Source organism: Methylocaldum sp. RMAD-M (genome assembly GCF_017832375.1).
GTDB lineage: Bacteria > Pseudomonadota > Gammaproteobacteria > Methylococcales > Methylococcaceae > Methylocaldum.
Genome location: NZ_JAFIBZ010000002.1, coordinates 52420 through 71873, shown reverse-complemented (window position 1 = coordinate 71873; position 19454 = coordinate 52420). Strand labels below are relative to the sequence as shown.

Genomic DNA, 19454 nt, shown 5'->3' with positions numbered 1-19454 from the left:
AAGCCATGCAGACAGTGCAGCATCAATCGGGTGCCGAGGGCGTCGACACGCACGCCGGAGCGGACGTAGACGAAATCATGCAAAAGGTCGCCGAGCATAAAGGCTGCGGGACCTCGGGAGGATCCGGGAAAGCCAGTTGCGGTTCCGGTGCGGGCGAAAACGACCTGCCGCCCGAAATCTGGGAGAAGGTCAAAAACCATCCCTGTTACAGCGAGGAGGCCCACCACCATTACGCGCGCATGCACGTGGCGGTGGCTCCGGCCTGCAATATCCAATGCAATTACTGCAATCGAAAATACGATTGCGCCAATGAAAGCCGTCCGGGCGTGGTGAGCGAGAAACTCACTCCGGAACAGGCCGCGAAGAAGGTTCTGGCGGTGGCGTCCACCATTCCCCAGATGACCGTGCTCGGCATCGCCGGTCCCGGCGATCCTCTCGCCAATCCGGAAAAGACCTTCAAAACCTTCGAACTGATAGCCAAAACGGCGCCGGACATCAAGCTGTGCGTGTCCACGAACGGCCTGGCGCTGCCCGACCACGTGGAGCAGCTTTCCAAGTACAACATCGATCACGTCACCATCACCATCAACATGATCGACCCGGAAGTCGGGGCCAAGATCTATCCCTGGATCTACTACAAGAAAAAGCGCTATCACGGCGTCGAAGCGGCCAAGATCCTGACCGATCGGCAATTGCAAGGGCTCGAGATGCTGACCGAGCGCGGCATCCTGTCCAAGATCAATTCGGTGATGATCCCGGGGATCAATGACCAGCACCTGGTCGAAGTCAACAAAGCCGTCAAATCGCGCGGCGCGTTCCTGCACAACATCATGCCGCTCATCTCGGCGCCCGAGCACGGCACGGTGTTCGGCCTGACCGGTCAGCGCGGCCCCACGGCCCAGGAGCTCAAGGCGCTGCAGGACAGCTGCGAGGGCGAGATGAACATGATGCGCCACTGCCGCCAGTGCCGAGCCGACGCGGTGGGGCTGCTGGGCGAGGACCGCAGCGCCGAGTTCACCACCGACAAGATCATGGAAATGGAAGTCAGTTATGACCTCGAATCCCGCAAGGCCTATCAGGCGGCGGTGGAGAAGGAGCGTGACGCGGTGGTCGCGGCCAAGAAAGCCGAGATGGAATCCCTGGCGGGCGAGCATTCCGACATCAAGATGCTCATCGCCGTGGCCACCAAGGGGGGCGGCAAGGTCAACGAGCATTTCGGACACGCCAAGGAGTTCCAGGTCTACGAGCTCTCGACCGCGGGCGCCAAATTCGTCGGCCACCGCCGGGTCGATCTTTACTGCCAGGGCGGCTATGGCGAGGAAGATTCTCTCGCGACCATCATCCGCGCCATCAACGACTGCCACGCGGTATTCGTGGCCAAGATCGGCGGCTGTCCGAAGAACGATCTGAAGGCGGCCGGCATCGATCCCGTCGATCAATTCGCGGGCGAGTTCATCGAGCAATCCGCGATCGCCTACTTCAAGGATTATTTGGACAAGGTGAAAAGCGGCGAAGTCGAGCACGTGGAACGCGGCGACGCGCAAATCCGCCAGGGTGCGCTGACCTCCGCGGAAGCGGCTTAGAGCTACCGTTTTCCGGTATTCACCCGCCTTTCGGGACGGCTAGTCCCGGAAGGCGGCCCCACCACTGACAGAGGAGTAAACACATGGCCTACAAGATCGTGAAAGACAACTGCACCGGTTGTTCCGCTTGCGAGCCCGAATGCCCGAACCAGGCGATTTCCGAGACGAAGGACGGTCTTTTCGTCATCGACCCCGCCAAGTGCACCGAGTGCATCGGGCATCACGACGAAGCGCAATGCGTCGCCGTCTGCCCCATCGACGACACTTGCATCATCGACGACAACTATCCCCGTTACCAAGCGGCCTAGGTGGATACCATGGATCTGACTATTACCCCGACTGCGGAAAAGTTCATCCGGCGCATGGTGCGCTTCGGCGGCGTCGGTGAAGACGCTGGGTTTCGCCTGTCGGTGAGCCCCGGCGGCTGTTCCGGCCTGGCATCGGAATTCAGCGTGGAAGCCGAGCCCAAGGCGGGCGACGCCGTGGTCGTAGTTAACGGCCTCAAACTGTTCCTGCCGGCGGAAAGCCGTTTGCTGCTGCAGGGCGTCACCATCGACTTTTCCGAGACGCCGACGTCCAGCGGATTCGTGTTCCATAACCCCAATTCGACGGGTTGCGGCACTTGTAGCAGCAGCAGTAGTTCGGCGGGCGCAGCGACGGTGTCGGTGTCCTCCATCCAGGTCAAGAGCAGTCATTGACGGACGGTTGCGCCGACATGCAGAACAGTTTCGCGCAAGCACAATCCTCAGAGGCGCCATCGCTCATGCCGGATGCTTCGGACTTCGGACTTGGTATAGATGCCGCCGCGGCAGCCTGCCTGGGCTCGGGATTGCCCGAAGAGGCCGAGCGGCATCTGCGCCAGGCCGGGCTTAGCTACCACCGGGACGAGGAAGCGCTTGCGCACCTGCAAGCCGCCTGGCAGGCGGCACCTGGCCACGCCGCCGTGTATATCGGCCTGTACCGGTTCTATTTTTACAAGAACCGGTTGCAGGAGGCCCTGGACGTTGCCCGCGACTGTCTGAAGAAAGCCGCTCTCGACAACGGCTTGCCGGAAGACTGGCGTGCAGCGAAAGCGACGGACGCCGATTTCGGCAGCTTTGACGCGATTCTGCCCCGATTCTTCCTGTTTACCCTTAAGGGTTACGGTTATCTGAATCTGCGATTGGGACAGATTGAGGAAGGGCGGGCCGCCGTCGAGAAACTGGTCGAACTCGACCCGGGCGACAAGCTCGGCGGCAAGGTGCTGCTGGATGTCCTTGAGAGGCAAGCCAATGGGGACGACGACTGAAATCGACGAAGCCCGCGACTGGCACGGCAATCTGCTGGACTGCTCCGGATGCGAGCGCCTTGCGGAATCGGCGAATGGGCGGTGCCGATTGGGCCATGCTTGCGTGCATGACCGTTACGCCCGCCGTATCGACCGGTTCTTCCGGTGGAATCCGCATCTCGCCAAGGAGTATCTGGAGCACCCGTATTTCGAGACGCGGGCCGTGGCGGCGAAATACGTGGAGGTGTTTCAGTTGCCGCGCCTGATCGCGGACCCGGACGAAACCGTGCGGCAGAGCGTAGCGCAGCGCCTGCCGCTTCGCTCCCGGCATCTGAAGGCGCTCGGCCGGGACCCGCATCGGGAGGTGCGCATCCGGGTGGCGGAACGCCTGGAGCTTAGTGATCTCGCCTCGATGATCGACGATCCCGACTACTACGTCAGGCAGATCGTAGCCCGGCGTCTTCCGCCGAGCATGCTGGTTCGGATGCTGCACGATCCGGATCGGGAAGTGCGCAAGGTCGTGGCGCGGCGCGCAGGCGCCGAATGGCTGCACACGATGGCGAAAGACCCGGAACTGGACGTGCGGCTGGAAGCGATTAGACGCATGGATGCCGGTCAACTGAAACATTATCGGGACGACCCCGACTGGCGCGTGCGCTACGAGGTCGCCAGCCGGCTGGATCTCGCCGAGCTCGCGCCGATGCGCGGCGATTCCGACGCCACGGTGCGGGACTTGGTCGAGCAGCGCCTCGCCGGGCGGCACGATGCCGATGTTTTACCGGAAGCTTGTTAAACCACAATCACTCATCGAGGAGCGATATGGCTACCACTATTGTACGCGACAGCGATGTCAACGAATTGAACGATCCGCCGCGCTTCAAGTTCGGCGAAAAGGTGAAGTCGAAAAAGGTGGTCCGGAACGACGGCACGTTTAACGGCCGCGATATCGGCGAGGTCCTGGTCAAGAAAGGTGAGGTGGGATACATCAAGAGCATCAACACCTTCCTTCAACAGTTTTACATCTACGCCGTGGATTTTCCGGAACGGGGTTACGCGGTGGGCATGAAGGGCCGCGAAATCGAATCCCTGGACAATCCGCCGCCCCCGAAAACCGTTCCGGTTCCCGAAGGAGGGGAGACGGCATGATCGAGCCACGCACACCGATTTATCAATGGGGACAGAAGGTCTGGGCGGAAACGGATCTCTTCAATGACGGCACTTATCCTGATCGCGAGCCGGGAGCCTTGCTGGTGGCAGCGGGCAGCGAAGGCGAGATCGTGCAGGTGGGGTTCCACGAGGAAGCGAAAATTCCCGTGTACCTGGTCGAGTTTCCGAACGGCTGCGTCGTGGGCTGCTTAGAAGAGGAGCTTCGATCCGACCAAGCCAGAGGGCAGGTGGCCGGGATTCTGTAGAAGGCATACGCATTGCGTTGGTTCCCGACTTCTGGTTGGGAACCGGATCTTTAGGAAGCTCCGGCTTCCTGTGTCGCGAAGCGGGAGCTTCTCGAGGCCGCGTTCCCGAGCGGGAGCTTGGGAACGAGCGAGAGCGAACGGACGGAACATGGACGGAAAGAGTTGTGCGGAGGTCTTGATCCGATGAACGGCAATCTTGCGGTATCCAATTTGATGTCCGTGTGTCCTCATCCCAACGAGGTGGATCGGAAGCGTATCGACCGCGCGCTCGGGAAGCGCAAGCGCTACCGCTACGTGACTCCGGTGGTCCGTCCGATCGAGGCCGGATATGAAATCGTCAGCCCGTGCTGCTCGCGGAACATCGATCCCGATGGCGGGGTGATCGATATCGCCCGGCTGGAATTTCAGGATAGTTCGCGGTGCTGGAGGCTGTACCGCAAGGATCACAAGGCGGGCCTATGGATCGAGCACGGCGAATACCACGCCTTGTCTCAGATTCTCGAACTTTTGAACGAAGACCCGGATAGGCAGTTCTGGCAATGAGCGACCCAATCATTTATCTGGACAACAACGCCACCACGGCGGTAGCGCCGGAGTGCGCCGACGCGATGGCCCGGTGTCTCAGGGAGAGTTACGGCAATCCGTCCAGCAAGCACCGGGCCGGCGAAGCGGCCAAGGTCGAGAGCATCGCCGGCCGCGCCAAAGTGGCGGCGCTCCTGGGCGCCACGCCGCCGGAAATCGTCTTTACCAGCGGCGGCACCGAGGCCAATCACCAGGCTGTTCTGGGAGCGCTCGCCCTGTCGCCGGGGCGGCGCCACATCGTCACCAGCCGGGTGGAACATCCGTCAACGCTGGCCCTATTGCGCCATCTCGAATCCCAGGGCGTGCGGGTGACCTATTTGCCGGTGGACGGACAGGGGCGGCTCGATCTCGGAGAACTCGAACGCGCCCTGACCGAGGATACGGCCCTGGTTTCGCTGATGTGGGCCAATAACGAGACCGGCGTCCTGTTCCCCGTCGAGGAAGCCGTGGCGATAGCCCAGGCCAGGGGCGCGCTGTTTCATACCGACGCGGTTCAGGCGGTCGGCAAGACGCCCATCGATTTAGCCCGAGTTCCGGTGGATTTCCTGTCCTTTTCGGGCCACAAGATTCATGCACCCAAAGGCATTGGCGTGCTGTTCGTGCGCAAGGGCCGAAAGCTTCCGCCGCTTTTGTTCGGACACCAGGAGCGCGGGCGCCGCGGCAGCACCGAGAACGTGCCGGGGATCGTCGCCCTCGGGGTGGCGGCCGAATTGGCCGCAGCCGCTCCGGCAAACTCCGGGTCCCGGATCGGGGCTTTGCGCGATCGTCTCGAGGCGGAACTGCTGGCGCGTATTCCCGGTGCCTTCGTTAACGGCGGCGGCGCCGAGCGGGTGGCGAACACCACCAGCCTGTGCCTGGGAACGATCGAGGCCGAGCCGGTTCTCGACAAGCTCGACCGGGCTGGAATCTGCGCCTCGGCCGGAGCGGCCTGCACCGCCTCCGGAACCGAACCCTCGCACGTGTTGACCGCCATGGGCTTGGCCCCGGAAGCCTCGCTGGCCACGATCCGCTTCTCCTTGAGCCGCTATACCACGGCAGAGGAAATCGACCGGATCATAGCGGTGCTTCCGGAAATCGTCCGAATGTTCGAGGCGGAGGCCGCATGACTCCTAGGAGCACCGGCCTTTGTCTCCCCTCACAGCGTGAGAAAGGGCAAGACGTAGGATGCGCTGAGGTACGAAGCGCCCTTCGACTAGGCTCAGGACAGGCCCTTCGACTGAGCTCAGGACAGGCATCAATCGCGAACGATGCGGTTCACTTCGTTCAGCACATCCTACAAGTTACAAAACTACAAAACATTGATTTTTTGAAACCAACTGGAGTACCGCATGAAGGTCATGATCAGAAGAAATTCCGCCGGCGAGCTGTCCGTTTACGTTCCGAAAAAAGACCTGGAGGAACCCATCGTTTCCCAGGAAAAGCCGGAACTGTGGGGCGGAATGGTGACGCTGGCGAACGGCTGGGAGCTGTCGCTGCCTGCCATGGCCGCCGATACCGCGCTGCCGATCACGGTCGACGCGCGTCGGGTGAGCGGGGACTGACCATGGCGCTCAGTAACGAGGCGCTCGGGGAAATCCGGATGCTTCTGGAAGGCGAGGCGCCCGCCGCCGAACGCTGTGCGAGCGTGCGCAAGAATTTTCCGGGGCTGTCGCTGACACGTTGCGACGCCAGCGACATGAGTTCCGAAACTCCGACATTCGAAACTCCCGAGTTCTGCGTTTACCTGATAGACACCTCGGAACACTGCGTACGCATTACCGGCGATCCGGCCGCGGCAACCGGTCTGATCGTCGCCCAGAAACGGTAGTTATCGACCATGAAAAACTCACCTACCATCTTGCTCTCGGACCCCGACATCAGCCTGTCCGAACTCGAAGCCGTGGAAGAGGTCCTGAAATCGCCGCGGCTGAGCGCGGGGCCCACGGTCGAAGCTTTCGAAGAGGCTTTCGCCCAATATCTCGGGCGCAAACACGCCGTGGCGGTGAGCAGCGCCACCATCGGCCTGATGCTGGCGCTCAAGGCCTACGGCATAGGTCCGGGGGACGAAGTCATCGCGTCCGCGTTCGGTTTCCGCGAAACCGTTCACGGCATCGCGCTGGCCGGGGCGACGCCGATCTTTGCCGACATCGATTATTGGTCGGGGACGCTGGTTCCCGAAAAGGCCGCGGCGGGAATCACGTCGAAAACCCGCGCCATAGTCGCCGGCAATACCAACGGCCATCCGGCGATGTGGCCGGCGTTCCGTGAATTGGCCACGAAACACGGCCTGCTGCTCATCGAAGATTCCAGCGAGGCGATCGGTTCGCGTTACCAGGGGAAGCTGGTGGGCAGCTTCGGGGACTGTTCGGTGTTCGATTTGTCCCAGCCGTCGCCGCTGACCTGCGGCGAGGGCGGCATGGTGGTGACCGACGACGGTGATCTGGCCGCTCGGCTGCGGAGCTTCCGAGGCCGCCGCCTCGACGAACGGCATTCGGTGGTACTGGGCGAAACGCCGCCGTATCGGGCGGAACTCAGCGAACTCGGCGCCGCTCTCGGGCTGGTGCAGCTCAAGCGTCTTCCGGGAATCCTGGAGCGCCGGAAAGAGATCGAAGCCTATTACAACGCCCACATGCAATCCTTCGAGGGCATCAAGCCGCCGTATCTCGCTCCGGACGTGGACGAGGCGCACTGGTTTCTCTACCTGGTCCATCTCGGCACCCGTTTTTCCCGTTCCAGCCGGGACGCCATCATTCACGATTTGGCAACCGAGCAGATCGAGGCCGTGGCCTATTGCCGGCCACTGCATCAGCAGCGTTTTTACGGAAATCTGGGCTATCGCAAGGGCGATTTCTTCGTCACCGAGAAGCTGGCGGACCGCGCCGTTGCGCTGCCTTTCCACAACCATATCACGGAGGACCAGGTGGGCTTCATCGTCAAGACCGCCAAGGACGCCTCGATCAATATCGGGGCGGGATCGGCCATTTACCTCTGACGCCGCTCCGAAACCATGTCGGGCTTTTTGCGGACCGAAAAGAGGCGGAATGCAAAAGCCTGGGTGACCGTACTGCCTTCGGGCAAGACGGTGCAGGTGGCGAGAGGCGCCAATTTGCTCGAGGCCATCGCGGCGGCGGGCGAGGCTGTCGCCCACCGTTGCGGTGGACGGGCCCGCTGCGGCGAGTGCCATGTGCTCGTGCGGCAGGGCTGGCGCGGCCTATCCAAGGTGCGCCAGGCAGAACGCGATCGGCTCACGCAGCTTTGCGGGGCGGAATCGCTGTCCAGGCTGGCTTGTCAGGCCGCCCTGGGCGTTCATAACAAAGTAATAATTGAACTTATAAACCATTAACCAGAGGATCATTGTTATGGATACCAAAGAAGCTGTCGCTACTCCTTCTGAACCCCAATCGGCCGTCGTCGCGTCCGGCGCGACGCTCGATGCCGAGCAGCGGACGGAATGCGTCATTCACCTGCGTTTCTTTCCGGACGGCACCGTGGCCGAAATCGGCGAGCGTCCGTCAGGGGTGGAGCCGCACGACTGGTACAAATACCTGTGCAACAACACCCAGAACAGTTACCAGGCCTTGTCCGGCGGACGCGGGCTGTTCCGCCTGCTGCGCACCGAGGTGGACGCCTTGAAGGCCTCTTGCGCCGCGGGGATGACATCATGAGCACGCCGTTTCCGAGTCAATTGGCAGAAGATTTGGCGGCGGGACGGGTCATTCCGTATCTCGGCCCGGAGATTCTGAGTCTGGCGCCCGGCGGCGCGATTCCGAGTTCGCCGGAGGCCTTGGTGGAACTGATTACGGCCAAGGTCACCGTGCCCCACAAGATCCGGAAGAATCTTACCGCCGCCAGTCAATACATCGAGAATTTCAAGCATCGGAAGACGCTGGTCGGACTTTTGCAGGAAGCCTTTCGGAGCCCGCCGGAACCGACCGTTCTGCACGGTTTCCTGGCGAATCTCCCGAACCCGCTGCCCTTGATCGTCGACGTCTGGTACGACGCCAGCATGGCGGCGGCCCTGGCTTCGCGCCGCGATTTCGGGCAAGTGCAGGGCGTGAGCCGCGCGGAGCACCTGGGAGACTGGGTTCACTATTTCCATGCCGACGACACAAAGGCGGAGCCGGGGGAAGCCGCGGGATGGGCGACCCTGCTCTACAAGCCGCTGGGTTCCATCGCCCCCGCGTCCAACTTCATCGTCTCGGATTCCGACTACGTGGAAGTTCTCACCGAAATCGATATCCAGACGCCGATTCCGGACCGGGTAAAGGACATCAGGACGGGCCGCAGCTTCCTGTTCCTGGGCTGCCGTTTCCGCAACCAGCTGGAGCGCAATTATGCGCGGCAGATCATGAAGCGTTCCAGCGATCGGCATTTCGCGGTGCTGGAAGGCGACCTCACCCGCAACGAGGCGCGGTTCCTCGCGGAACAGGGCATCGAACGGATCGACATGCCCTTGGCCGAGTTCGTCGCCGGGCTCACCGGAACGCCGGCGGAGTCCCGCAGGGCCGTGGCCTAATCCGAATCTCGTAGGCAGCGGCGTACGGAGGTTAGGGAGGCGTCGGCGGTTCCGTAGGTCGGAAATCCTTTTCCGACGCAAGGCGCGGATCAACCGCTTTGTCGGCAAGGGATTGCCGACCTACGAACCGCATGGCTCGGGAGAGATCGTTTATACCTTTGAGATGAATCGCGGAGGCAACGGCTCATGACTACGAATCGCGGCGCCCGTCTTCGGGCGCTTTTGGAACAGGCCTTCGAGCCGGTTCACCTGGAAATCGTCGACGACAGCCGGTCCCACGCCGGCCATGCCCATGAGGGTGGCGGCCACTTTTTCGTGACCGTGTGTTCCCGCCGTTTCGAGGGCCGTTCGACGCTGGAGCGCCATCGACTGGTTTATTCGGCGGTGAGCGAAATGATGCCGGGCGACATCCATGCCCTGAGCATCACTGCCTTGACGCCAACGGAGCAGGCGGCTTAGCACGAGGTTCATAAACGGCTTTTTGGGGATAAGCAGAGAATGAAGCTTCAGATCGAGCGGCCTTACATCGAAGCGATGGTCGAAGAGTTCCCGGATTTGGCGCACTTGAAGGAACAATTGCGTTTCGGCAATCGCGTCGAGGTGCCGTTCAGGCAACTGTCGAGCCCTGCGCTCGCGTTTTTAGGGAATCTTTACCGGCAGGCGGGGCCGGAGATGCAGGCCAAGGCCGCGCAACTCGCCACCTTGCAGCAGGCCATGAACGACGACGGAGTGCGCTTCGAAGCCGAAGACCTCGAGATGGTGCTGCCTGCGATTGCCCGCTACTTGGCGGCGGATGCCATCCGCGGCTGGCTGTTCACCGCGAGCGTGGCCGGCCGACCCCTGCCTTACGTCATCACGCGGCTCGACTACACCCCGACCTCGAACGACGAGATCGGGAAAGTCTTCATCGAGCTGAAAGCCAATGCCAAAGGGGCAATCGCCACCCAAACCATCCGAATCATGCCGAGCGACATCGCCGGCAAGACGGTGGCCGAGATTTTCGCCGCCAAGGGGTTCCTCAAGGAAACGCCCGAACTCATCCGCAATTACGACGAGACCGCGGAGCGTTACTTCGATTGGCGTGCCCGTTACGGCGCTCAGTTTTCCGGAAAAGGCACCGGTTTCTACGCGGAGGACCCGACGGCTTCGCACCGGGATACCGATTGGTCCCGCAAGGACGTTGTGGTGCTCTCGTCCGGCGGCGGCAGCGCGCGCCTGGTCAACGATGAGGGCATCCTGAGCTCGCGCGCGCTGACCCTGGATGCGCCCGGGGATATTCTGGGGCCTTATCTGCGCAAGGCGGCCAAGAGCAATCACTATGAGGCCGAGGACGAGGTCCGGGAGTCTCAGGACGCCATGCCCAAGGGACTGTTCACCCAGTTGCCGGTGCATTTCTACATCCTCATGTTCCACCTTGACCTGCACCATTATCTCTGGGTGCACGTGGACGACATCACACCCTACGAGTATCAGCCGGCCCTGAAGCAAAAGCTGATTCTGCCGGAGGAACAGACCGATCTCATCGACATCCTGACCGCCGAGATGGATGTCCTGATGGACGATATCGTCGCCGGCAAGTCCGGAGGCACGACCGTGCTGTGCGCCGGTCCTCCCGGCGTCGGCAAGACTTTGACCGCGGAGGTCTATTCCGAAATCATCCAGCGGCCGCTGTACCGGGTGCATTCCGGTCAGCTGGGGCTGAATGTCGCTGCCATGGAAACGGCGCTCAAGGACGTTCTGACCCGTGCCCAGCGCTGGGGTGCGGTGATGCTTATCGACGAGGCGGACGTCTACATCAAGCGGCGCGACGACAACATCACCATGAATGCCGTGGTCGGGGTGTTTCTGAGGGTGCTCGAATATTTCAACGGCCTGTTGTTTCTCACCACCAACCGGGTGGACGACATCGACGAGGCCATCGTGTCGCGCTGTATCGCGCTGATCAAGTTCTACCCGCCGGATCGGGAAAATCGGATCAAGATCTGGAAAGTGATGACCGAACAGTTCGCGTTGGAGGTCGCCCCGCCGCTGATCGACGAGCTGGCGGATCTGTTTCCGGCAGCCACCGGGCGTGACATCAAGGGACTGGCCAAGCTGGTGGCGAAATACTGTCAGCAGAAGCGGGTGCCGCCGTCCCTGGAAGTTTTCAAGCGCTGCTCGATTTTCCGGGGGATGGACTTGGGTCTGGCTGCATAGCGTTTCCCGCAGAGCGGTACACGGAAGCCATTCGGCGGAATACGCTTCGCTATTCCGCCCTACGGATGAGCCTTGATGGCCTCGAAGGTGCTCGCCATTTCGTCGAGGCTGATTTCGGTCGCCAAAGCGTCGGCGAAGACGTCGTCGCCCGCCGTCCAGCGTTCCTGGAGCTTGCCGTCGGCCAAGGCCATGGAGACCGCCTGGTTGAGCTCGTAGGCGCCGAACGCGTAGCCGGCATCCCGAAGCGCCGATTGCATTGCGTGCTGAACCAGGCTGCGGACGGTCATGTGCGGGGCGGAGAAGGGGATGTCGCCGGCGCGTCCGGCCGCGGCCTCGACACAAGCGCGCTTGTCGTAGGAGGCATGGCCTCGGCAGGCGAGTGGCCGTACCGGGTAAATGACGCAGACGCCGTTGGCAATGAAGGGACACCGGCGCCTGAGAGCCACCCGTTGCTCTTCGCTCAAGCCTCGGGTTACGCGATCGGCATCGGCTAGGCGCTGCTCGAGATCGACTTCGGCGCGTTTCAGGGCGTCGGAGGCCCAACGAACGTAACGCGCGATCAGCAGAATTTCGGGCGCCGTCGCCGTGACGCGGAGCGTGCAGCAGGTGGAGCATCCCTTGTGGCAGGCCAAGGGGGGCAGTCCCTCGGACTGAATTTCGACATTGCCTTCGAAACTGCTGAAGGCCTGTTCCAAGAGTCCGTCGATCAGGTCTTCGCGACCGCGCCGGGCGGCGAGGGTTTCGGTAAAGGCTTGGTGCTGCGCCTTGAAGAAGGCCAGAGGACCGGATTCATCCGGCATCGTTTCTTCCGACATGGGTGATTTTGTCATGTGTGAAAGTGCGCATATTGCGATCTCGACGTATCCGGGTCAATGCACCTGTCCAGCTTTCGAGCTTTTCGGCGCCTCGGCGTACGGGATGGGGTATTCGACTAAGGATCGGGTTTTCCTATGAGCACGGTGGCACTTGCCTGGGGTGCCCACCCCGATTTTCCCTTGATTCTGATTGCCAACCGGGACGAAAGGCATGCACGCGCGACCGCACAGGCGGCATGGTGGTCGGAGGAGCCCTCCTGTCTCGGCGGTCGCGACCTGGCGCGGGGCGGAACCTGGTTCGGCGTGGCCCGCGACGGACGCTTCGCGCTGGTCACGCCGTTTCGCGACGGCGCGCCTTCGGACCCGGACGCGCCGTCGCGCGGCCAACTGCCGCTGGACTATCTCTCTTCCGGCGAGGAGCCGGTCGTCCACGCCCGCCGCTTCGCTCGTAGCCGCGGCGGACATTCGCCTTTCAATCTGCTGATCGGCTCGCCGCGTCACATGTACTACGCCGCCACCCGCGCCCGCTTGCCGTTGGCGCTGACTCCCGGCATTCACACCTTGTCCGACGGGTTGCTGGACGAACCCTGGCCCAAGTGCGTGCGCCTGGACACGCTGCTGGGTTCTTATCTGAGAACGCACGGCGGCTTCGCGATGCTGCTGGGCGCCTATTCGGATCTGTCCAAGGCCGGCGTTCGGGGCGCCGACGATCCGATCTGCACCGCCAAGCCGGTCGCGCCGGCCGACTTCGCGAAAGCGGGTTTCGCCATGCTGGCGGATCGCGAAACCACAAACGAAGGGCTGCCCGATACCGGCATCGGCCGCGCGGAAGAAGAACGCCTGTCCGCCTGTTTCGTTGTGGGGGTGGAATCCGGAACCCGCTCCAGCACCGCCTTGGTCATGGCTCGGGACGGCCGGGTTTACTTCGAGGAACGCAGCTTCGATCCGGAAGGCGCCGAATCCGGGCGTGTGGTCGAAGAATGGAGCATCGACCCTCAAGTCTTTTCCGGGAGCGCCGGCGATGACTGAGACTCGTAACGCCCACACCGGCGCCATGCCCGCACGTCGGAAAGCTTCAACGAGGCGGGGTCAGGCGGACCGTGCGCCGTTGCGATCCGAAATGATGCACGGGTTTTCTCCGCGCCATTCTCATCGGGAGCTCCCCTTGGCTCCGCGCTACAAGGAATTGGGCGAGCCCTATCATGTCCCGGTGTCGGCAGCACTCTTGCCGGAGCCGAGGATGGTCCATTTCAACGGGTCTCTGGCCCTGGAACTGGGGCTCGACGTCAGCGAAGCCGATTCTCCGAAACTCTTGGAGATTCTCGCGGGCAACCGGCCGTGGCCGAAATACGAGCCTTCGGCATCGGTCTACGCCGGGCATCAGTTCGGGGCATGGGTTCCTCAGCTCGGGGACGGGCGTGCCCTCCTGATCGCCGAAGTTCGGACGCCCGCCGGGGCGAGGATGGAGCTTCAACTCAAGGGTTCCGGGCCGACGCCGTATTCGCGCGGGCTCGACGGGCGCGCGGTGCTGCGTTCCTCGATACGGGAATATCTCTGTTCGGAGGCGATGCACGCCCTCGGCGTACCGACCACCCGCTGCCTGAGCCTGGTGGCGTCGCCGGAGCCGGTGTACCGCGAAACGGTGGAAACCGCGGCCGTGGTCTGCCGGGTGTCCCCCAGTTTCGTCCGCTTCGGACAGTTCGAGTTTTTCTATCACAACGGACAGGGCCAGCACCTTGCTCCCTTGGCCGACCATGTGATCGACGAGCATTTCCCGCATCTGAAAGACCGTTCCGACCGTCATGCCGCCTGGCTCGGCGAGGTGGTCGAGCGCACCGCCCGGCTGATGACGCAGTGGCAGACCTTCGGGTTCTGCCACGGCGTCATGAACACCGACAATTTCTCGGTTCTGGGCTTGACCCTGGATTACGGTCCCTTCGGCTTCATGGACGCGTTCCGGCAATACCATATCTGCAACCATTCCGATTTCGAGGGCCGCTACGCCTATTACGCACAGCCCGAAATCGGCCAGTGGAATTGCTCGAGGCTGCTGCGGGCGACCTTGCCGCTGCTCTCGGACAGCGAGGAGGAGGCCCTGGAAATCGCGACCGGCATTTTCGAGCGCTACGCCCCGGTGTATACCCAGGCGATCATGCGCCGCTGGGCCGACAAGCTGGGCCTTTACGAGGTGCGTGACGGCGATGTCGATCTGGTCAACCGATTCCTGGCCATCCTTCAGCGCGGCAAGAGCGATTTCACGCGGAGCTTCCGTCATCTTTCCAAGGTGCGTACCGACAGCGACGAGCCGGCGGTCGGGGCCCGCGAGGAGATCGTGGACCTGGAAGCCTACGACGCCTGGATCGCCGATTACCGGGCACGATTGCGCGCCGAAGGAAACACCGACGACGAGGCCCGTGCCTGGGACATGAACCGCGTCAACCCCAAGTACGTGCTGCGCAACCATCTGGCCCAGGCCGCCATCGAAAGGGCCGAAGCCGGGGACGATACCGAAGTCGCCAAGCTCGTTCGTCTGCTCGCCCGGCCTTACGACGAGCAGCCGGAGATGGACGCCTATGCCACCCCGCCTCCGCAAGAAGTGCGGAACATCGAAGTCAGCTGCTCGTCATGATTACCTATGCCATCCCACCCGCTCTAGGCGAGGATCCGCTGGACATCCTGCGGCTGGCGGCGTGCGCCGCGCACATCCCGGATTTCGTGGTGCCACCCGAATCCATGGTCAGGCTCGTCGCCCTGGTGGCGGACGGCGCTCTCGACGCGGTGAATCCCGAGGCGGCCTGGCCGGAATTGTCCCAAGGCCTGATGGGCGGGCGTCCGTCGCGGATGCTGGAAGTCCTGCGCGGTTGCGGCGCTCTGGCTCGATTGCTGCCGGAACTGAACGCGCTGTTCGGAATTCCGCAGAGCGCGGACGATCCGCCGGAAGTCGACGTGGGCGAACACCAGCTGCTTCTGATCGACGAAACCGCGCGGATAGACGCCCCGCTCGCGACGCGTTGGGCGGCGCTGCTGCACAAGGTGGGGAAAGCGGCGTCGCCGCGCGAATTCTGGCCCGCCCATTACCGTCACGAAGCACGCGGCGAACCCCTGGTCGAAGCGGTTTGCGAACGCTTCAAGGTTCCCGCCGAATGCCGCGACCTGGCGCTTCTGGTGCTGCGCGAATGCGATCGAGTCCATCGCGCGGTAGACATGCGGGCCGCGGCGATCGCCGCCATGCTCGAACGGGTAGAAGCGGTCCGTTACCCCGAGCGTTTCGAACAGTTGTTGGCGGTATGCGCCTGCGACTATCGAGCCTATCCGGGGCGGGCCGGTGCGGAGTATCCCAAGGCCGAGCTGCTTCGGCTAGCTTTTAAGGCTTTCGCCGGACAGATGGCGCCCACCTCCGAGCCGACCGAAACCGACCCGGAAGTTTCGGCGCAGGCGTTCGAAAAGCGAGCTCGGGCCATTGCCGAAGCATTGCGCAGCGAACGCTGGGCCGACGCGTAATTCCATTCGGCATTCGAGTGAACATTACGTAGGGTGGGTTAGCGAAGCGTAACCCACCGATTCGAGGCCGCTCGGTGGGTTACGGCCTCGCGGCCTAACCCACCCTACAAAAATTAATTCCTTATTGAAAGCAATTTGGAATAACACGGGTTTTCCAGTCCAGACTTCATCACCAACCTTCTCTTGAGGAGCAAGCCCATGAAATGGAGCGATACCTTCGACATCGCCATCGCGCTGGCCGAGAGCCATCCCGACGTCGATCCCAAGTATGTGCGGTTCACCGATCTGCTCGACTGGATCATGCGCCTGGACGGCTTCGACGACAGCGCCGAGAAATGCAACGAGAAAGTGCTCGAAGCCGTGCAGATGGCCTGGATAGACGAGGTGAGCTAACCCCGCAGAAAGGATTGCAGCACGCGATCCGCCCTGCCAATCGGGTTTGGTCGTTTTTTGTTGGATATGTGCCGTTTTCGTATTCGCATGGAAGTAGGTCATGACCAAATTTACGACATATCGTATTAGATACGAATTGACGTAAAAAACGGCCTCGGCTGGGTCGAGCCGAGAACCCGCCGCTTTTCCTCCTTGTTCAATAATTTGATGCTAAAACAAAGCCTTGGAGCGTTGTTCCCGTTTCTCTCACGACCTGGCATCGCTTTTGAGACAGAGAAGTCACGCGACAGGAATTATTCCCCTGCGTTATTTCACTTCCACTCGAAAGGAGATTACGGTCATGAAACACATTGCTGGTTTGACTCTGGCTCTCGGACTTGTCTCGATCACTTCAACCGCGGCGGCTGGCGGACTGCCGGTCAATAGTTCGCCGGGGAGTTCCAGCTACTCTGCGAATATCGATAGTTCCAGCGATCCGGCTTCCGGAATGGTCTTTGAATTGCAGGCCGGTGAGTTCCACGTTTACTTCAGCAATTGCACACTCGGTTCGGAGACCGAGGTGACGGAGCATAAAGTTGTAAGTCAGAAAGGCCGGGAGGATATTGTGCAAAAGATTCCCGGTCGATTGAAAATGAATAGCGTGGTGTGCATGAAAGCTCTGGATTCCGGTGCCGACCTTTGGGCTTGGCGACAGATGATCATTGAAGGGAAGTTGAGGGAAGCGCGCAAGAGTGGGTCACTGATTGCTTACGACTACACCATGGCGCCCATAGCAACGTGGTCGTTTTTCAATGGATGGCCTTCTTCGGTCAGCCTCGGCAATAAGGATCACAAACTGGTCGAGATCGTGGTATTGGCTGTGGATGGCATCCGGCGTGACCGGTAGGTCCTCGGGATGTGCCGAATACCACAGCTCCGCTCTCTTGAATATACAAACGATAACCGGGATTTAGTGGGGTGGGTTAGGCGCACTCCGGTATGCGCTGATGGTCGATCACCGTACTTCGAGTGCGCCGTAACCCACCGATGTTCGGTAGCCTTGTGTTGGTGGGTTACCGTGCGCGCCAAAGTTAGAGCGTTTTCATCCCGCTCGTACGGCAAAACAGGCTTGGCGGAAGTCGCTGGCGCCTTCGGCCAGGGTAGATCGACTCAAGCATTCGTAGGTCGGCAATCCCTTGCCGACGAACCCGTTGGCCCAACCGCACCTTGTGTGAGGGCGTACCTAACTCACCCTACCATGGACATGCGCGTTCCGGGCCAGTAGATCGGGAATCCGTTCCCGACGAGTTCTGCGTCGGCAAGGGATTGCCGACCTACTTTAGGGTGCCGCTCGTAGTCAGCGGCTTTAGATCGGTTCGCCGTTCTCGTCGAACGCCATCCCGTTCAATTCGCCGTCGGCGTCGACGATTTCGACCGACTTGAGGGCGCCGTTGGCGTGGTAGGCATAGCGGTGTTCCATTTCCACTTCCCCGTAGACCAGCTTTTGCAGGCCGACCAGCCGGCCCTCATCGTCGAAATATCCCCGGAAATAGGTGTTGCGGTTTTCCAGTTGGGCGGGTTCCAGTTCGGTCATCAGCTTGAGCGGCAGTTTCACGCCGGTGTAGGTGAGGAAATAGCGGCAACGACCTTCGATCGCATCGGTCATGGTGTGTTGGTTTCCTTGGAAATGAAAAGATGGAACACGAGCTAATAGACGCTCAAACACGATAGCCTTCTTCCCGCAATACCCTCTGCACGGCCGGTCGGGCCAGCATGCGCCGATAATGCGTCCGGCAGTTTTCCGGCAGTTCGAGCTTGAGCTTGTCGCCCCAGAATTCCACGTAGAACAGCGCCGCATCGGCGATGGAAAACCGCCCCGCCACGTATTCCCGCCCGCTCAGCAGCGTATCCAGCACCGCGTAACCCTTGGCGACGATCTCTATGCCACGCCGTTTGACCGCGTCTTGGTCGGCTTCGTTGGACGTGAATTGATCGGTGGTAAATATGCGCGCGAAACCCTGCATGTGGATCGTGCCCACGGCATAGGTCATGGCCTCGATCACCCGCGCTTCGCCGTCCGGATCGTCCGGCAGCAGTTTCGCCTTGGGGTAGGCGCGGGCCAGCCACCAGGCGATGGCCTGAAACTCGGTCAGCGCCGAGCCGTCATCGCGTACCAGGGTGGGAATCGTGCCTTTCGGATTCAGGGCCAGATAATCGGGCCGGTTCTGATCGCCCGCCAGGAGATTGACCAGATACGCCTCGAAAGGCAGGTCCAATTCTTCCAACAAAATGTGTATGCCGGTCGAGCACGAACCGGGCGTCATATAGAGTTTCATGATCCTATGGTGATGATTAAGGGTTCGAGCCCCGCAACCGTCGCTTCGATGACATCGCCCTTGACCACGGGAGCGGTCCCGGCCGGCGTGCCGGTAAAGATCAGGTCGCCGGGACAGATTTCCACCAGGGTGGACAGATAGCTGATGGTCTCGGGTATCTTCCAGATCATGTCCGAAACGTCGGCGCTCTGACGGACCTCACCGTTGACCTTGAGCTCGATCTTGCCCTGGGCGATCACGCCCGTATAGAACTCCGGAGTGATCGCCGAACAGGGCGCCGAGTGATCGAATCCCTTGGCCATATCCCAGGGCAGTCCCTTTTCGCGCGCGGTCTTTTGCACATCCCTCAGTGTCATGTCCAGGCCGACCGCGTAGCCGAAGATGTAATCATTGGCAATCTCGATGGGGATTTGCCTGCCTCCGAGCTGCATGGCGACGACCAGTTCCACTTCCGGTTGCAGATTCTCGGTTCCGGGAGGATAGGGCAGGACCGAGTTGTTGGGCAGGATGGCATCGGTTGGTTTCATGAAGAAGAACGGCGGCTCGCACTCCGGGTCGGCGCCCATTTCCCGCGCATGCTCCGGATAATTGCGCCCGACGCAGAAGATGCGCCGCACCGGAAACGGATTGCACGACATGGCTGGAAGCGTAACGATCTGAGGAGGGGCAAAAGCGTATTTCATGGTTTTAAACCTCTTCGAATAACGGATAGGCTGGCGGCTTCTTTGACGCCGTGTATCGACAAACCGGCGATTGTTCGTTCAGCAAAGAGACCGTATCGGGTTGCAAAATAACCATACTTTTTGTGGTAGAATTTGGCCCCGAAGTGCCTCGCGCGCACTTAGATAAGTTCTTATTTTTATTAACCAAAAATAATCCAAGATCAGGAGGTAAC

At 61.3% G+C, this 19454-nt stretch carries 26 protein-coding genes; 22 read left to right on the top strand and 4 right to left on the bottom strand.

The features are described 5' to 3' along the window. Nucleotides 1-5: 5 nt before the first annotated feature. The 17 genes from nifB to JOD69_RS02370 all read left to right on the top strand — a co-directional run bounded on the left by nifB (nucleotide 6) and on the right by JOD69_RS02370 (nucleotide 11535). A complete protein-coding gene (gene nifB, locus JOD69_RS02450) occupies nucleotides 6-1583 on the top strand; it encodes a nitrogenase cofactor biosynthesis protein NifB (protein ID WP_205780683.1) in 1578 nt (525 codons plus the stop codon). Nucleotides 1584-1666: 83 nt separating this feature from the next. After that, nucleotides 1667-1891, top strand: coding sequence for a 4Fe-4S binding protein (locus JOD69_RS02445; RefSeq protein WP_077729030.1), 225 nt, complete (start codon nucleotides 1667-1669; stop codon nucleotides 1889-1891). Between the two features lie 9 nt (nucleotides 1892-1900). Next, complete coding sequence (locus JOD69_RS02440; RefSeq protein WP_086135502.1) at nucleotides 1901-2281, top strand: iron-sulfur cluster assembly accessory protein; 381 nt, start codon at nucleotides 1901-1903, stop codon at nucleotides 2279-2281. A gap of 17 nt (nucleotides 2282-2298) precedes the next feature. After that, nucleotides 2299-2871: a tetratricopeptide repeat protein gene (locus JOD69_RS02435; RefSeq protein ID WP_240502427.1), complete on the top strand. Its 573-nt coding sequence runs from the start codon at nucleotides 2299-2301 to the stop codon at nucleotides 2869-2871. Next, on the top strand, nucleotides 2855-3643 hold the full coding sequence (locus tag JOD69_RS02430; protein ID WP_077729032.1) for a 4Fe4S-binding leucine-rich repeat protein: 789 nt from the start codon (nucleotides 2855-2857) through the stop codon (nucleotides 3641-3643). The genes JOD69_RS02435 and JOD69_RS02430 overlap by 17 nt, the downstream gene beginning before the upstream one ends. A gap of 26 nt (nucleotides 3644-3669) precedes the next feature. Continuing rightward, on the top strand, nucleotides 3670-3996 hold the full coding sequence (locus JOD69_RS02425; RefSeq protein WP_077729033.1) for a nitrogen fixation protein NifZ: 327 nt from the start codon (nucleotides 3670-3672) through the stop codon (nucleotides 3994-3996). After that, nucleotides 3993-4262, top strand: a complete 270-nt coding sequence (locus JOD69_RS02420) for a nitrogen fixation protein NifZ (RefSeq protein ID WP_077729034.1) — start codon at nucleotides 3993-3995, stop codon at nucleotides 4260-4262. Before JOD69_RS02425 ends, JOD69_RS02420 begins: the two co-directional genes overlap by 4 nt. 183 nt (nucleotides 4263-4445) lie before the next feature. Beyond that, nucleotides 4446-4805: a DUF3024 domain-containing protein gene (locus JOD69_RS02415; RefSeq protein WP_077729035.1), complete on the top strand. Its 360-nt coding sequence runs from the start codon at nucleotides 4446-4448 to the stop codon at nucleotides 4803-4805. Next, on the top strand, nucleotides 4802-5950 hold the full coding sequence (locus tag JOD69_RS02410; RefSeq protein ID WP_077729036.1) for an aminotransferase class V-fold PLP-dependent enzyme: 1149 nt from the start codon (nucleotides 4802-4804) through the stop codon (nucleotides 5948-5950). The genes JOD69_RS02415 and JOD69_RS02410 overlap by 4 nt, the downstream gene beginning before the upstream one ends. A 222-nt stretch (nucleotides 5951-6172) precedes the next feature. Beyond that, nucleotides 6173-6385 (top strand): putative nitrogen fixation protein NifT, encoded by a 213-nt coding sequence (gene nifT, locus JOD69_RS02405; protein ID WP_077729037.1) that lies wholly within the window; start codon nucleotides 6173-6175, stop codon nucleotides 6383-6385. Between the two features lie 2 nt (nucleotides 6386-6387). Further along, nucleotides 6388-6651, top strand: a complete 264-nt coding sequence (locus tag JOD69_RS02400) for a hypothetical protein (protein WP_077729038.1) — start codon at nucleotides 6388-6390, stop codon at nucleotides 6649-6651. Between the two features lie 9 nt (nucleotides 6652-6660). Then, complete coding sequence (locus JOD69_RS02395) at nucleotides 6661-7815, top strand: DegT/DnrJ/EryC1/StrS family aminotransferase (protein WP_077729039.1); 1155 nt, start codon at nucleotides 6661-6663, stop codon at nucleotides 7813-7815. Nucleotides 7816-7830: 15 nt separating this feature from the next. Beyond that, on the top strand, nucleotides 7831-8166 hold the full coding sequence (locus JOD69_RS02390; RefSeq protein ID WP_077729040.1) for a 2Fe-2S iron-sulfur cluster-binding protein: 336 nt from the start codon (nucleotides 7831-7833) through the stop codon (nucleotides 8164-8166). A 16-nt stretch (nucleotides 8167-8182) separates the two neighbouring features. Further along, entirely contained in the window at nucleotides 8183-8488 is a 306-nt protein-coding gene (locus tag JOD69_RS02385; RefSeq protein ID WP_240507116.1) for a hypothetical protein, read from the top strand. Then, complete coding sequence (locus JOD69_RS02380; protein WP_086135369.1) at nucleotides 8485-9339, top strand: SIR2 family protein; 855 nt, start codon at nucleotides 8485-8487, stop codon at nucleotides 9337-9339. The genes JOD69_RS02385 and JOD69_RS02380 overlap by 4 nt, the downstream gene beginning before the upstream one ends. A 186-nt stretch (nucleotides 9340-9525) precedes the next feature. Continuing rightward, nucleotides 9526-9798, top strand: a complete 273-nt coding sequence (locus JOD69_RS02375) for a BolA family protein (protein WP_077729042.1) — start codon at nucleotides 9526-9528, stop codon at nucleotides 9796-9798. A 39-nt stretch (nucleotides 9799-9837) separates the two neighbouring features. Then, entirely contained in the window at nucleotides 9838-11535 is a 1698-nt protein-coding gene (locus JOD69_RS02370) for an ATP-binding protein (RefSeq protein WP_077729043.1), read from the top strand. Between the two features lie 59 nt (nucleotides 11536-11594). Here the strand turns inward: JOD69_RS02370 and JOD69_RS02365 are convergent, their stop codons facing one another. Further along, nucleotides 11595-12350, bottom strand: a complete 756-nt coding sequence (locus tag JOD69_RS02365) for a YkgJ family cysteine cluster protein (RefSeq protein ID WP_205780684.1) — start codon at nucleotides 12348-12350, stop codon at nucleotides 11595-11597. 135 nt (nucleotides 12351-12485) lie between these two features. Between JOD69_RS02365 and JOD69_RS02360 the strand changes: the two genes are divergently transcribed. The 5 genes from JOD69_RS02360 (at nucleotide 12486) to JOD69_RS02340 (ending at nucleotide 17130) form a co-directional block, all read left to right on the top strand. Next, nucleotides 12486-13379 carry an NRDE family protein gene (locus JOD69_RS02360; protein ID WP_077729044.1) on the top strand — a complete coding sequence of 298 codons (894 nt, stop codon included), beginning with the start codon at nucleotides 12486-12488 and terminating at the stop codon, nucleotides 13377-13379. A 136-nt stretch (nucleotides 13380-13515) separates the two neighbouring features. After that, nucleotides 13516-14979, top strand: coding sequence for a protein adenylyltransferase SelO (locus JOD69_RS02355; protein WP_240507118.1), 1464 nt, complete (start codon nucleotides 13516-13518; stop codon nucleotides 14977-14979). Next, nucleotides 14976-15851, top strand: coding sequence for a tRNA nucleotidyltransferase (locus tag JOD69_RS02350; protein WP_086135371.1), 876 nt, complete (start codon nucleotides 14976-14978; stop codon nucleotides 15849-15851). The genes JOD69_RS02355 and JOD69_RS02350 overlap by 4 nt, the downstream gene beginning before the upstream one ends. Nucleotides 15852-16049: 198 nt before the next feature. Further along, on the top strand, nucleotides 16050-16244 hold the full coding sequence (gene iscX, locus JOD69_RS02345; RefSeq protein ID WP_077729047.1) for a Fe-S cluster assembly protein IscX: 195 nt from the start codon (nucleotides 16050-16052) through the stop codon (nucleotides 16242-16244). A 340-nt stretch (nucleotides 16245-16584) separates the two neighbouring features. Next, nucleotides 16585-17130: a phage tail protein gene (locus JOD69_RS02340; protein ID WP_077729048.1), complete on the top strand. Its 546-nt coding sequence runs from the start codon at nucleotides 16585-16587 to the stop codon at nucleotides 17128-17130. A 459-nt stretch (nucleotides 17131-17589) separates the two neighbouring features. Here JOD69_RS02340 and JOD69_RS02335 read toward each other — a convergent pair whose 3' ends face one another. From JOD69_RS02335 to JOD69_RS02325, 3 genes are read right to left on the bottom strand one after another with little or no spacing between them, the layout of a single operon-like run. Beyond that, the gene (locus tag JOD69_RS02335; protein ID WP_077729049.1) at nucleotides 17590-17889 is read right to left on the bottom strand and encodes a DUF6156 family protein; all 300 of its coding nucleotides are present in this window, start codon (nucleotides 17887-17889) and stop codon (nucleotides 17590-17592) included. A gap of 52 nt (nucleotides 17890-17941) precedes the next feature. Then, the gene (locus JOD69_RS02330) at nucleotides 17942-18559 is read right to left on the bottom strand and encodes a glutathione S-transferase family protein (RefSeq protein ID WP_086135372.1); all 618 of its coding nucleotides are present in this window, start codon (nucleotides 18557-18559) and stop codon (nucleotides 17942-17944) included. After that, entirely contained in the window at nucleotides 18556-19242 is a 687-nt protein-coding gene (locus JOD69_RS02325) for a fumarylacetoacetate hydrolase family protein (protein ID WP_077729051.1), read from the bottom strand. The genes JOD69_RS02330 and JOD69_RS02325 overlap by 4 nt, the downstream gene beginning before the upstream one ends. Between the last annotated feature and the right edge of the window lie 212 nt (nucleotides 19243-19454).